Below are 13,679 nucleotides of genomic sequence, written 5' to 3'. Positions count from 1 at the left end.
CCAGAACCGCGCAGGTCTCTTTCCCGGAGGCAATGCGACGCATCTGCCCGGGCTACAAACCGAACGGACTTGTAGCCCGGACAGGCGCAATGCGCCGCCTCCGGGAAAATACCAGTTCAGCGCCACCGAGAGATTATTTGCGCCGTCCCCAAATCCACAGAGCGGCGATAGCCAGGGCAAACACCGCGCCGAAGCCAATCCCTACGCCGACAACCGGAATACCGATGCTCACCGCCAGGGAATAGAGGCCCAGCATCAGCAGCATCGCCACGTTTTCGCCGAGGTTCTGCACCGCAATCGCGTTACCTGCGCCAACCGTATGTTTACCTCGCTCCTGGAGCAGCGCATTCAACGGTACGATAAAGAAACCACCGAACGCGCCGAGCAGCAACAGCAAGCCAAACGCTGGTAACAAGGCGTGTTGAATGGCAAAGAAAACCACGACTACGCCAATTAAGAATCCGGCAGGCAGGCAGCGGGACACCGTTTCCAGCGTCACCAGCTTCGCCGCTGCACCGGCACCCAACACAATCCCTACTGCCACCATCGCGTTGAGATAAGTCGGCATCGCGTTGCTGGTAATACCCAACGCCACCGGCACCCACAGCACCAGCAGGAAGCGAAGCGTGACGCCCGCGCCCCAGAACAGGCTGGTTCCCACCAGAGAAAAACGGGTCTCGCTGTTGCGCCATAGCGTGGTGCAAGCGCTAAAGAAACTGTGAGTCATCGGCTTAAAGCGCCATGACTGCCCCGGACGTGCCGCGGGCAGCTTCGGGATCCACAGGTTGGCCACCACCGCTCCGGCATACACCACCGCGCAGACGCTGAGCGCCGCAACAACATGCCAGTCCGCCAGAACACCGCCAGCCATTGAGCCAAGCAGTATCGCCGCAATCGTTGACGACTCCATCAAGCCGTTAGCTTTCACTAACTTATCACCGGTCGTCAGCTCGCCGAGGATACCGTATTTGGCCGGAGAATAGGCGGCAGCGCCAATGCCCACTAGCGTGTAGCCAATAAACGGGTTCACGCCGAAGCAGATGCAGCCTGCGCCGATAAGCTTCAGCCCGTTAGCGACCATCATCACCCGCCCTTTAGCGAAGCTATCGGCAAACTGCCCGACAAATGGCGCGAAAAGAATGTAAGCGCCCACAAACAGCATCTGCAATACCGGCTGACTCCACTCCGGGTAGAACAGCTGCTTCATCAGCGCCAGGGTAGCGAACAGCAGCGCGTTATCGCCAAATGCCGAGAGAAACTGGGCGCAGATAACCGCCACCATCCCTTTCGAGTACAGCGAATTGTTAGTGTGTACTGACTCACTCATGGGAATGTTCCGTCTGTTCTACCATGCCTTTGAGGGTGACAAAGTCCGGCTTGCCGCTGCCCAATAACGGGAGCTGCTTAAGCCAGCGAATGTCGCGCGGTACCGCCAGCTCCGGCACGCCGTGTTCACGGGCATAGCGCAGCAGTTTTTCACGATTCAGTTCATTATCGGTGGTAAACAGCACCAGCGCCTCGCCCTTGCTGGCATCTTGTTTAATCGCCGTGCCATGCATTTTGTCCGGCGAAATCGCCAGCGCCAGCTGCTCGACCATCTCCAGCGACACCATCTCACCGGCGATTTTGGCAAAGCGCTTGGCACGGCCCTGAATTCGCACATAGCCTTGCTCATCAAAGACGACGATATCCCCGGTGTCATACCAGCCGGTTTCCACTTCGCCGTGCTGATTTTCCGCCGTCGGTGCTTCCAGCACGCCAGGGTTTTCTACCCGCAGATAGCCTTTCATGATATTCGGGCCTCTGAGCTGTAAACGGCCCCCCTCTTCAATACCAGGCATCGCCAGCAGACGGGCGTCCATGCCAGGCAGAATACGGCCAACAGTGCCCACTTTCGCCGCCATTGGCACGTTAATCGATACGACCGGCGCGCATTCGGTGACACCGTAGCCTTCAAGAATGCGCAGGCCGAACTTGTCCTGCCAGATCTGCTTCGTGCTCTCCTGCAGCTTCTCTGCCCCAGCGACAACGTAACGCAGGCGATAAAAATCATAGGGGTTGGCAAAGCGCGCGTAGTTGGCCAGGAAGGTCGAGGTTCCGAACAGCACCGTACAGTTGCGGTCGTACACCAGCTCCGGCACCACGCGATAATGCAGCGGGCTGGGATAGAGAAAGACTTCTGCGCCGGTAAACAACGGCGTCAGCAAACCTACCGTCAGACCAAATGAGTGGAACAGCGGCAATGCCGACATAAAGCGGTCGTTGGCGGTAAAGTCAGCGATGGTTTTAATCTGCTCAACGTTGGCCAGCAGGCTCTTGTGGCTATGCACCACCCCTTTAGGGTTGCCTTCCGAGCCAGAGGTAAACAGAACCATCGCCGCGTCTTCCGGCTGCTGCTTAACCTGCGCCAGCTTCGGCATCAGCAAACGACTGAAAATCCACAGCTTATCGGCAGCAGTGACGTCACCTTTTAAATCTTCGAGGAATACCCAGCGCACCTGAGTCAGTTGCTCCGGCAGATGCCAGAGTTTGCCTTTGTCGAGGAAGGTACGAGAGGTAAATATGGTTTTAATTTCCGCAGCGGTAATCGCGCTGCTCAGGCCTTTTATCCCGGCGGTGTAGTTCATCATCGCCGGAATGCGCCCACGGGCGATAGCGCCAAAAATCACCGCAGCGCTAATCCCGGCATTCGGTAACATCAGGCCGATTTTTTCGCCCTGCGCGCTGTATTTTTCCAGAATACGCGCCACAAACAGCGTTTTGGTCAGCAGCTTACGGTAGGTGTCCGGCTGAAAATTAATATCTTCCACGCAGTTTTTTCGCGCACCGTAACGGTCCTGAGCCGCCAGCAGCGCCTCATACAACGTTTCGCGCGGGCGCACCGCCATCCGCGCTTCCATCATGATTTGATGCAGCATTTCACCGGCGATTTTACGCCGGTCGCGGGCGCGCGGCGCATCCGGCATCACCAGATGCGTCGGCGGCAGCACATGCAGTTGAATACGCGGGAACCAACGGCGCTTAACCAGCCCCTTCAGGCGGCTAAAGGGCGTGAGTTCTGCGCCTTCGATTCGCAGCGGTACAATGGTTGCCTGCGACTTCGCCGCCACAAAGGCCGCGCCGTCATAAATTTTCATCAACGAGCCGCTTACCGAGATCCGCCCTTCCGGGAAAATCACCACCGGACGCCCCTGTTCAATCAGGCGCACCAGATGCTTGATTGACATCGGTTTGGTCGGGTCCAACGGGACGAAATCGATAATCGGCTTTAGCGCACGCATAAACCAGCGATCGGTAATCGAGGAGTACACCGCAAAGACGGGGCGCACTGGCAAGAAGAGCGCCAGCAGTACGCCATCAAGAAATGAGACGTGGTTTGGCGTAATGAGTACCTTTTGCTGGTACAGCGCCTGCGTGTCACCGGTTAGCTTTACCCGGTACAATCCTTTGAATAGCAGTCTGAAAAATCCTAAAAGCATAACAACTCCGTTTGACCGGTTAATCAGTCAAAGCAGGTTACACGAGAAGGCATGGAAAATGCAGTATTAGGTAGCGGAATTCAGAGCAAAAAAAACCTGCGCATCTGCGCAGGTCGGTGCAAGATAATCAGTACGAAAAGCGTACTTAAAAAACTCACCTATCAATACCTCTGGGATCCAGATTGTCTCGTTTTTTCACCCGTCGATACCAGCCATAAAACGCAAGGGAATGAGCCTAAGTGCAACCAGTTATTGCTATTTTCGGTAACTGTAACAATGGCTAACGGCGGGCAAAAAAAAACCTGCGCATCTGCGCAGGCTGGTGTAATTAGAGTAGTCAACCTGAAGTCGACTCCACCTATCAATACCTCTGGGACAACCAGAATATCAATGCCCTGAATGGGTAAACCAGCGAACATTCGCAACAGCCAATCGCAAAGTGTAAGCAAAGGTGTGAATTATCCCTTCCTGTATCATTCGTCAGAATGCCTGTGGGTAACTTTTTCACCAGCAAGGCTAATCTGCATCACAATTGCGCTAACCCAATAGTACCCAGCCTTGAATCTGCCGCACTTTCCCGTAACATAACCGATATGTAAGCGTTTACCCTAAAAGGCCTGGTATGGCGACTATAAAGGATGTAGCCCGACTCGCAGGAGTTTCTGTCGCTACCGTCTCCCGCGTTATCAACAACTCACCAAAAGCCAGCGAAGCCTCTCGCCAGTCGGTAGGCGCGGCAATGGAAACGTTAAATTATCATCCCAACGCCAATGCCCGCGCGCTGGCGCAGCAGTCAACGGAAACCGTCGGCCTGGTGGTGGGCGATGTTTCCGACCCCTTCTTCGGCGCGATGGTCAAAGCTGTCGAACAGGTGGCCTACAATACCGGCAATTTTTTGCTGATCGGTAACGGCTATCACAGCGTCCATAAAGAGCGCCAGGCAATTGAACAACTGATTCGCCATCGTTGTGCCGCGCTGGTCGTTCACGCCAAAATCATCCCTGATGACGAACTGGCCTCGCTGATGAAACAAATCCCCGGCATGGTATTAATCAACCGTATTTTACCCGGTTTCGAGCAGCGCTGCGTAGCGTTGGATGACCGCTACGGCGCATGGCTGGCAACCCGTCATCTGATTCAACAAGGGCACACGCGCATTGGCTACCTGTGTTCCAACCACGCCATTTCTGATGCCGAAGATCGCCTGCAAGGGTATTACGATGCCTTAAAAGAGAGCGGTCTGCCGTGCAACGACCGGCTGGTGACGTTCGCTGAACCCGATGAGAGCGGCGGCGAGCAGGCGATGACCGAGCTGATGGGCCGCGGGAGAAACTTTAGCGCCGTGGCCTGCTATAACGACTCAATGGCCGCTGGTGCGATGGGTGTGTTAAACGATAACGGTATTGATGTACCGCGTGAGATTTCGCTGATTGGCTTTGATGATGTGCTGATTTCACGCTACGTGCGCCCGCGTCTGACCACCGTGCGCTACCCGATAGTGACCATGGCAACTCAGGCCGCCGAGCTGGCGTTAGCGCTGGCGGAACACCGCCCTGCACCCGAAATAACCCACCTTTTCAGCCCGACGCTGGTCCGCCGTCACTCGGTGATCGCGCCGCTTGATGGCGATAAATCGTAGCGGTATAAACTGACGGCGGTGGCCGGATAATCCATGCCCTCGCCGATGTATTGCCAGCCAAAACGCTCATAAAAACCGCGGCAAGCGGAGTAGAGAAACAACTCGCAATAACCTGGCGTCCGGGCATATTCGATAACGTGCTGCTGTAGTTTTCCTGCCAACCCCTTCCCCCGCGCCTCTGGCGCAACGTACAGCGCCGCCATCCACGGATACAGGTCCTGACGGCTGATTAAATCGCAGCGCCACTGGCCAACGGTTCCCAGCAGCGTCTCATTCTCAACGGCAATGAAGGTCACCGGAAGCGCCCCCGCCGTCTGGCTATGTTCAACAATACTGGCGAAGAACGCCTGCGGTAATGCGTCGCCGCCAAACGCCTGCCATAGCCATTCTGTCACCTTTGAAGCGTGCTGCGGCGCGGCGTAGAGCGGCTGAATAATCACACCAGCTTCCCCTGGAAAATAGGAACTGATTCAAACAGATAACCGTCAAAGTCCGGCGCGTCTTCATCGGAAAGCTCCAGCAGGCTGTTTTTCACATTTTCGAGATGCTGCCACATTGCCTGCCAGGCCCCCATTACGTCGCGACGACGCAGGGCGGCGAGGAGCGTTTGCCGGTCGCCGAGCCACTTCAGGCGATACGCCCGACTGGCGATATGCACGTTGAACTGCTGCCACAGCGGGCTGCTGTCCATTTGCAGCCAGATGCGCTCAACCGTCGCCAGCAGCATTTGATTTTGCGTCGCCCCGGCCAGCACCAGGTGAAACAGTCGGGCGTTATCCTGGCTGGTATCGTTGGCGGCGATAGCCCGCTGCTCCTGTTCGATAATCCTTTTCAGGTTATCGATATCGGCGCGGGTGGCCATTTTGGCGGCAAAAGCGGCGATATTGCTCTCCAGCAGCTGGCGGGCCTGCAGGATTTCAAACGGCCCGACGTCGCTGCTCAGCATCTGCTCTTCCTCGCTATCGTCCTCGTGCGGGATGCGCATAACGTACACCCCGGAGCCCTGGCGAATATCGACAGTCCCCTGCAGCTCCAGCATCAGCAGCGCTTCACGCACGATGGTCCGGCTCACACCGTAGGTTTCGGCGATATTGCGTTCCGGCGGCAGGCGCGACCCGATGGGATAGCGCCCCTGCGCAATCTGTGCGCGTAAATCATCACCAATTTCCTGGTAGGGTTTCTTTTCCGGCGGAATGATAGCCTTCTCCACAATATCACCTGTGCGTTATGAGCCTGCGAGTCAATATCGGCCGCTATCTTAGCAAAATTTCCGCCCTGCTAGCGCCACTCATCGTCAATATCCAGCGTCAGTTCGCGACTTTCGCGTAGTTTACGGAACCAGCTGGCGGAGGCCTTAGGCCGCCGCGCACGGTTGTTTTGCAGATCGATTTCAATCAACCCGTAGCGATTTTTAAAGGCGTTCATTGGCGAAACGTTGTCAGTAAACGCCCACAGCATATAGCCGTGGCAGTTAGCACCTGCTTCCCGCGCGCGCAGGGTTTGCCACAGATGCTCGCTGATAAATCGAATCCGGTAGTCGTCAGCGATGGTGCCTTCGCTGTTACGAAACTGCCCTTCGTTCTCCACGCCCATACCGCTTTCCGCCACAAACCAGGGAATATTGCGATAATCGTTTTTGATACGCATCGCCATATCAAAAACGATTTGCGGATAAATCTCCCAGCCGCGAGAGTTATTCATCCGCCGTCCCGGTAGCTCAAAAGGCTCATAATAGTAAGCGGGATGGAACGGCGTCTGCGGATGCCAGGCGCGCGATGGGGCTTTAACGCGATGCGGGTAGTAGAGGTTAATCCCCAGCTCATCCACCGTGTTTTCGCGGATAATGGCTAACTCTTCGGCGCAGTAATCCCAGGCCACGTTGTGCTGTTCGAGCAGCGTGAAAAGCGCCGGCGGATATTCACCGTGAACCAGCGGATCGAGGAATACCCGGTTATAAAACAGGTCGTAGATTTCGGCAGCGCGCACATCGTGAGGCGCTTTTGAACGCGGGTAAGTAACCTCCGGGTTGAGAATACAACCTACCGTGCCGCGATAGCCTTTCTCGCGAAACAACCTGACCACTTTCGCCGTCGCCAGCACTTTGTGGTAATTCCACTGCATCCAGGTGCCGGTGTTCTGTTCGTAAGGCCAGCGCAGCGCATCCAGGTAAACCCGGGTCTGCACCACTATCGGCTCATTGAAGGTAAACCAGCGTGTCACCTTGTGGTGATAACGGGCAAAAACCTTCTCTACGTACTGCACAAACAGCTCCACCACCTTTTTCGATGCCCAGCCGCCGTACTGCTCCAGCAAATAGCCCGGGAGTTCATAGTGCTCAAGGCAGATCATCGGCTCGATGCCGTTAGCCCGCAGTTCATCAAACAGCTGGTCATAATACGTCGCATACGCTTCATCGACAGTGACGTTTTCATAGTCGGTGAGAAAGCGCGACCAGTTGATTGAGGTCCGGTAATGAGTCAGGCCCGCCAGCTTCATCAACTGCACATCTTCGCGAAAGCGGTTGATAAAATCGGTCGCCACCGCCGGACCATAGCCGTTATGCCAGACGTGGCGGTCGTTCTTGTACCAGAGATCCGGCCAGGAATCCTGGCCCTCTTGCTTGCCGCTCCAGCCCTCGGTTTGCCATGCCGAAGCGGCAGCACCGAGAATAAAGTCGTGGGGGATCGCCATCCTTACTGTGCTCATAGTGTCCTCATGCGTTTTGGCTGACCTGCGCGTTTTCCGCCTGGCGCTGAGCGGTGTCCGCACGGCGGGAGGCAATTTTGACGAACGGCAGGTAGATAAGCACCGCAGTTACGATGCAGATAAGCTGCGTTACCACCGCGCCCATCGAGCCCGCCGTAGAGAGCCAGGCGTTAATCAGCGGCGGCGTGGTCCACGGCACCATCACCACCGCTTTACCAGCAAAACCGGCTGCCGTCGCAAAGTAGCCGATGCTGCCGGTCACCAGCGGAGTGATAATAAAGGGGATCGCGAGGATCGGGTTGAGCATGATCGGCATGCCGAAAATCACCGGCTCGTTGATGTTAAACAGCCCCGGTCCAATCGACAGTTTGGCGATCTCCTTCATCTCTTTACGTTTCGTGCCGATCATCACCGCAATCAACAGACCAATCGTCAACCCCGAACCGCCGATGCTCATATAAACATCCCAGAACGGCATGGTGATGATATTCGGCACCTCTTTGCCCTGCTCAAAGGCGCTCATATTGACGGTGATCGCCCCCAGCAGCAGCGGCTCGCGGATCGGTTTGATCATCTGGTTACCGTGGATACCGATAACCCAGAACAGCTGCGCAACGAACATCAGCAGCAGGATCCCCGGCAGGCTTTGTACCACGCGCTCCAGCGGCTGCTGCACCACTTGATAGACCGCGTCATAGAGATACATGCCGGTGGTCTGATGAAAAATAAAGCCAAAGGTGGCAATCAGCGTAGTAGTGATAATTGATGGGATCAGAGCGGAAAACGACGCCGATACGTTGGGCGGTACGGTATCCGGCATTTTGATCTTCAGCCCCTTACGCCCTTCCAGCCAGCAGTAGATCTCCACCGACAGAATGGCGATAAACATGCCGAGGAACAGGCTGCGGGTATCAGAGAACTGGCGCAGTAGCACATCTTTCACTTCATGCATTTGCCCGTCGACCATCATCTCGACGGTGGTCGGCGTAACGCAGATAAAACAGATCACCGCCAGCAGGCCGGGAAACAGGCTCTTGATGCCGTTAATTCGCCCAAGCTCGATACCGATAAGAAAGACGGCGCCAATATTGAGAAAGTTAAGCGTCGCGTAGTTGATCGCGCTGGTAATGGGTTTAAGCGCCGCCAGAAAAGAGAGTGACTGAAAGCTGGCGAGTCCGTTTTTAGGATCCAGCACCATATTGGAGATCAGCACCGAAAAGGCGCCAACGATGATCACCGGCATCAGGGTAATAAAAGCGGATTTTATCGCCATGATGTAGCGGTAGCTGTTGAATTTCGTGGCGAAACTCCCCAGTGAGTCGATCAGTTTGTCCTGCAATGCCATAGAGGATACCTCAGGTTTAAGGGCTTATAGCGCACCAGGTGTACAGCCAAACACCTATTGGCATACCAAAAAATAATCACTGATGAGAAAAAGTTCTGTGACTAAACTCGCAACCCGCTCATTGGCATTCCAGACAGGCTTAAATTGGCATACCGCATTTGCCATTTCATTTTTCAGAGGATCAATTCCTGTAAAAGCGTGATCGCGATAGTTTTTTGCGCCGCCATGAAGCCATATCCCCCTGAATGTCTGTGATAAACTGCGCGTTACCACGTGATATCAGGAATCGGATGAATGGCTACAATGCTGGATGTCTCAATTCGCGCAGGCGTCTCTAAAGCGACGGTTTCCCGCGTGTTGAACGGCACAGGTCAGGTGAAAGAGAGCACCCGCCAACAGGTTTTTAAGGCGATGGAAGAGCTGGGTTATCGACCTAACTTTCTCGCCCGCTCGCTGGCGAAGCGCACGAGCAACAGCATCGGTCTGGTGGTTTCCACCTTTGACGGTTTCTATTTCGGACGTTTATTGCAGCAGGCATCCCGACAAACAGAGGCCTGGGGCAAACAGCTGATCGTCACCGACGGCCACGATGCGCCGGAGCGTGAAGAAGAAGCGGTGCAGATGCTGGCCGATCGCCAGTGCGACGCCATCGTGCTCTACACCCGCCATATGAGCGAAAAGAAAATCATGTCGCTGATTGAGTCCATCGATATGCCGCTGGTGGTCATTAACCGCGACGTTAGCCAGGCGCGAGAGATCTGCGTGTTCTTCGAACAGCAGGACGCGGCATTTCAGGCAGTTGAGTACCTGATTACCCAGGGTCACCGCGATATCGCCTGTATTACCGTGCCAATGCACACGCCGACGGGTAAAGCCCGTCTGGAAGGTTATCGTAATGCGCTGAAAAAACACGGTATCAAATGGGATCCGGCAAAAGTGAAGTACGGTGACTCCACCATGACCCGCGGCTATGAGCTGTGCCGTGAACTGCTGGAAGAGAAAACAACCTTTAGCGCGCTGTTTTCCTGTAACGATGATATGGCGCTGGGCGCTTCGAAAGCGCTGCATCAGGCGGGGCTGCGGATCCCGCAGGATATTTCGTTATTTGGCTTTGATGACGCGCCGAGCGCAAAATGGCTGGAACCGGGGCTATCCACGGTCTATCTGCCGATCGATAACATGATTACCACCGCTATCGATCAGGCCATCAAGCTGGCGAACGATCAGCCAATTGAGACGATCCCGCCGTTTACCGGTACGCTGGTACTGCGCGAATCGGTGACAACGGGGCCGTATTACAAATAATTAGCTGGAATTGCCCGGCGGCGATTGACGCCTTACCGGGCCTATAAAATCCGCAATCCCCTGCAGGTCGGGTAAGGCGCTAGCCGCCACCCGACAGAAACGCAGACACTATCGGCAAAACCCCTTCAGGCATCACCTTACAGCAGCTCGAGCGCCAGCAGCTCTTCAATCGTCTGACGACGACGGATCAGCCGCGCTTTGCCGTTGTCGAACAGCACTTCAGGTAACAGTGGACGGCTATTGTAGTTAGAAGACATCGATGCGCCGTAAGCGCCGGTGTCGTGCAGCACCAGGTAATCGCCAGGTACCACCGCTGGCAGCAGCCGCGTTTCCACCTTTCCCCCTTCCTGCTGGGTAAAGACATCACCCGATTCGCACAGCGGCCCGGCGACTACGGTTTTAATCTCCGCCGCCGCGCTAAGGTCGCGGCCATCTGCCGCCAGAGCGGTGATGTGATGATAGCTACCGTACATTGACGGACGCATCAGATCGTTGAAACCGGCGTCAATCAGCACGAAGTGGCGGCTGCCCATCTCTTTCACGCTGCGAACCTGAGAAACCAGCACCCCGGATTCCGCCACCAGGAAGCGACCCGGCTCGATTTCAAGCGCGACCGGATGACCCAGATGCTTCGCCACCTGCTCGCGCGCCGCATTCCACAATCCAAAGTAGTGATCGGTATCGATCGCCTCTTCATCTTCATGGTAGGGGATCGATAATCCGCCGCCGGCCGAGATCGCCTGCAGATCCTGGCCGAACTCGATAACCTGACGCACCATCGCGCCGCATACCTGTTCCAGATGGCCATAATCGACGCCGGAACCAATATGCATATGAATACCCACCAGCTGTAGCTGGTAGCGGCGCATCACTTCCAGTGCCGCCGGTAAATGGCTGTACCAGATCCCGTGTTTGCTGTTCTCACCGCCAGTATTGGTTTTTTGACTGTGACCGTGGCCGAAGCCTGGATTCACACGCAGCCAGACGCGGTGGCCCGGAGAGACTTCGCCCAGTTGGCTTAGCATGTCGATAGACCCGGCGTTGACCGGGATCTGCAATTCTTTCACCCGCGCCAGCGTTGCATCGTCAATCAGGTCAGCGGTAAAAACGATATCTTCCGGATGCTGGTGCGGATCGTATCCCGCCGCCAGCGCGCGCTCGATCTCGCCCAGCGACACTGAGTCCACTTTTACACCCAGTTCACGCATCAGGCGCAGGATATGAATATTTGAGCAGGCCTTCTGCGCAAAACGCACGACGTCGAACTGACTCAGTTGGGCAATCTGGCGGCGAATAATTTGCGCGTCGTAGACCCAGACGGGGCAGCCGAATTCGGCAGGCAACCGCAGCAGGTTCTCTGCGGTCAGATCGGTATCAGTAGCGTAAAGCGAGCGTGGCATAAGGAACTCCGGTGCTGTGTGTGCGTTGTTTGTGTTTTTTTACGATTACGCCACAGCCTGTAAGGAATAAAAAATATCGTTTTATTGCCAGTCTATGCAAAAATGATATAGCTCACGTCACTTGAGGAACACCCATGCCCGCCGTCAACCTGCGCCATATTGAAATTTTCCATGCGGTAATGACCACCGGCAATCTGACGGAAGCCGCGCGGATGCTGAATACCTCGCAGCCGACCGTCAGCCGCGAGCTGGCGCGCTTTGAAAAGGTATTGGGCCTGAAGCTGTTTGCCCGCGCCCGCGGTCGTCTGCAGCCAACAGTTCAGGGGTTACGCCTGTTTGAAGAAGTGCAGCGCTCCTGGTATGGCCTCGACAGAATCGTTAGCGCCGCCGAAAGTCTGCGCGAATTTCGCCAGGGCGAGCTGTCGGTCGCCTGTCTGCCAGTATTCTCGCAATCTTTTTTGCCGCTGCTGCTGGAGCCGTTTTTGACGCGCTACCCGGACGTTAGCCTGCAAATCATCCCTCAGGAATCACCGCTGCTGGAAGAGTGGCTTTCGGCTCAGCGTCACGATCTGGGGTTAACCGAAACGCTGCACACTCCCGCCGGAACCGAGCGCACACCGCTGCTGACGCTCAACGAAGTAAGCGTGCTGCCGCAAGGCCACCCGCTTGCCGCTAAACAAGAGTTGACGCCTGCGGATTTTCACGGCGAAAACTATATCAGCCTGTCGCGAACGGATAGCTACCGTCAATTACTGGATGCTTTGTTCCTCGAGCATCAAGTCAAACGGCGAATGGTCGTCGAAACGCACAGCGCCTCCTCAATTTGCGCCATGGTACGCGCGGGGGTGGGGATCTCGGTGGTCAACCCACTCACCGCGCTGGATTACGCCGGGAACGGCGTAGTGGTTCGCCGCTTTAGTATTGAAGTGCCGTTTACCGTCAGCCTGGTTCGTCCGCTGCACCGCCCCGGTTCCGCGCTGGTCGATGCTTTCGCTCTGCATCTGCAAAATAGCCTGCCGCGCATCCTGACTCCGCTCGAAGCGGTACTTACGAAAGCATAAACTCAACCGCGTCCGCCGCATGAATCGCGGCGGTATCAAACACCGGCAGCGGACTGCTTTCTGCGGGCACCAGCAGGCCAATTTCGGTGCAGCCGAAGATAACCCCTTCAGCCCCCTGCTCCGCCAGGGCGTCAATGACCTGAAGATAGTAGTCGCGCGAATCTCCGCTAAAGGTTCCCAGGCACAGTTCGTCGAAAATAATCTGGTTGATGCGCTCACGATCTTCCGCCTCCGGAATCAGCGTGTCGATGGCGAACTGCTGCTGTAAGCGACCGCGATAAAAATCCTGCTCCATGGTATAGCGCGTTCCAAGCAGGGCGACGCGGCTTTGGCCTTTGGCAGTAACCGCTCGCCCGGTGGCATCGGCAATATGCAGGAACGGCACGTCGCAGCGTGTTTCAATGGCATCGGCGACCTTATGCATGGTATTAGTACACAGCACGATGGCTTCGGCTCCCGCTTGCTGTAGCCCGAAAGCCGCCTGTGCCAGGATCTCGCCCGCACGGTCCCAATCGCCCGAGGACTGGCAGGCCTCGATTTCATGAAAATCCACGCTGTGTAGCAGCAGGCTGGCGGAGTGCAGACCGCCCAAGCGTGCTTTAATACCTTCGTTAATCAAGCGATAGTAAGGAATTGTCGATTCCCAGCTCATCCCACCCAACAGGCCAATTTTTTTCATCATTCGCTCCTTATGTGAAGTCCTTCAGTGAACCAAACTTGTGATCAACTTTCCACCTTCTCCTG

12 protein-coding genes are annotated in these 13,679 nt (G+C 55.8%); 4 read left to right on the top strand and 8 right to left on the bottom strand.

Annotated elements, in window-relative coordinates; genetic code table 11:
* Positions 1-133 precede the first annotated feature (133 nt).
* Together lplT and aas are read right to left on the bottom strand one after the other, a co-directional pair.
* Positions 134-1,327, bottom strand: a complete 1,194-nt coding sequence (lplT, locus tag DA718_RS05255; protein WP_112213966.1) for a lysophospholipid transporter LplT — start codon at positions 1,325-1,327, stop codon at positions 134-136.
* Entirely contained in the window at positions 1,320-3,479 is a 2,160-nt protein-coding gene (gene aas / locus DA718_RS05250; RefSeq protein ID WP_112213967.1) for a bifunctional acyl-ACP--phospholipid O-acyltransferase/long-chain-fatty-acid--ACP ligase, read from the bottom strand. Before aas ends, lplT begins: the two co-directional genes overlap by 8 nt.
* Positions 3,480-3,530: 51 nt before the next feature.
* On the opposite strand from aas, the gene DA718_RS30245 reads away from it, so the two are divergent.
* Entirely contained in the window at positions 3,531-3,878 is a 348-nt protein-coding gene (locus DA718_RS30245) for a hypothetical protein (RefSeq protein WP_152036153.1), read from the top strand.
* A 223-nt stretch (positions 3,879-4,101) separates the two neighbouring features.
* A complete protein-coding gene (gene galR / locus DA718_RS05240) occupies positions 4,102-5,118 on the top strand; it encodes an HTH-type transcriptional regulator GalR (protein WP_112213968.1) in 1,017 nt (338 codons plus the stop codon).
* Here the strand turns inward: galR and DA718_RS05235 are convergent.
* The 4 genes from DA718_RS05235 to DA718_RS05220 form a co-directional block, all read right to left on the bottom strand.
* Entirely contained in the window at positions 5,079-5,558 is a 480-nt protein-coding gene (locus DA718_RS05235; RefSeq protein WP_112213969.1) for a GNAT family N-acetyltransferase, read from the bottom strand. The genes galR and DA718_RS05235 overlap by 40 nt on opposite strands.
* Positions 5,555-6,328 carry a GntR family transcriptional regulator gene (locus DA718_RS05230; RefSeq protein WP_004105268.1) on the bottom strand — a complete coding sequence of 258 codons (774 nt, stop codon included), beginning with the start codon at positions 6,326-6,328 and terminating at the stop codon, positions 5,555-5,557. Before DA718_RS05230 ends, DA718_RS05235 begins: the two co-directional genes overlap by 4 nt.
* A gap of 68 nt (positions 6,329-6,396) precedes the next feature.
* On the bottom strand, positions 6,397-7,824 hold the full coding sequence (locus tag DA718_RS05225; RefSeq protein WP_112213970.1) for a glycoside hydrolase family 1 protein: 1,428 nt from the start codon (positions 7,822-7,824) through the stop codon (positions 6,397-6,399).
* A 7-nt stretch (positions 7,825-7,831) separates the two neighbouring features.
* The gene (locus DA718_RS05220) at positions 7,832-9,169 is read right to left on the bottom strand and encodes a PTS sugar transporter subunit IIC (RefSeq protein ID WP_110276437.1); all 1,338 of its coding nucleotides are present in this window, start codon (positions 9,167-9,169) and stop codon (positions 7,832-7,834) included.
* A gap of 303 nt (positions 9,170-9,472) precedes the next feature.
* Between DA718_RS05220 and DA718_RS05215 the strand changes: the two genes are divergently transcribed.
* Complete coding sequence (locus DA718_RS05215) at positions 9,473-10,474, top strand: LacI family DNA-binding transcriptional regulator (RefSeq protein ID WP_167492852.1); 1,002 nt, start codon at positions 9,473-9,475, stop codon at positions 10,472-10,474.
* Between the two features lie 137 nt (positions 10,475-10,611).
* Here the strand turns inward: DA718_RS05215 and lysA are convergent, their stop codons facing one another.
* A complete protein-coding gene (gene lysA / locus DA718_RS05210) occupies positions 10,612-11,874 on the bottom strand; it encodes a diaminopimelate decarboxylase (RefSeq protein WP_112213972.1) in 1,263 nt (420 codons plus the stop codon).
* A 134-nt stretch (positions 11,875-12,008) separates the two neighbouring features.
* Between lysA and DA718_RS05205 the strand changes: the two genes are divergently transcribed.
* Positions 12,009-12,935, top strand: a complete 927-nt coding sequence (locus DA718_RS05205; protein WP_112213973.1) for a LysR family transcriptional regulator — start codon at positions 12,009-12,011, stop codon at positions 12,933-12,935.
* Here the strand turns inward: DA718_RS05205 and DA718_RS05200 are convergent.
* Positions 12,922-13,614 (bottom strand): aspartate/glutamate racemase, encoded by a 693-nt coding sequence (locus DA718_RS05200; RefSeq protein ID WP_112213974.1) that lies wholly within the window; start codon positions 13,612-13,614, stop codon positions 12,922-12,924. The two genes, DA718_RS05205 and DA718_RS05200, sit on opposite strands and share 14 nt — an antisense overlap.
* Positions 13,615-13,679: the final 65 nt, after the last annotated feature.

The organism is Klebsiella huaxiensis (genome assembly GCF_003261575.2).
Lineage (GTDB): Bacteria > Pseudomonadota > Gammaproteobacteria > Enterobacterales > Enterobacteriaceae > Klebsiella > Klebsiella huaxiensis.
Note: the sequence above shows the minus strand (reverse complement) of the source record. Positions and strands in the feature narration are given on the sequence as shown.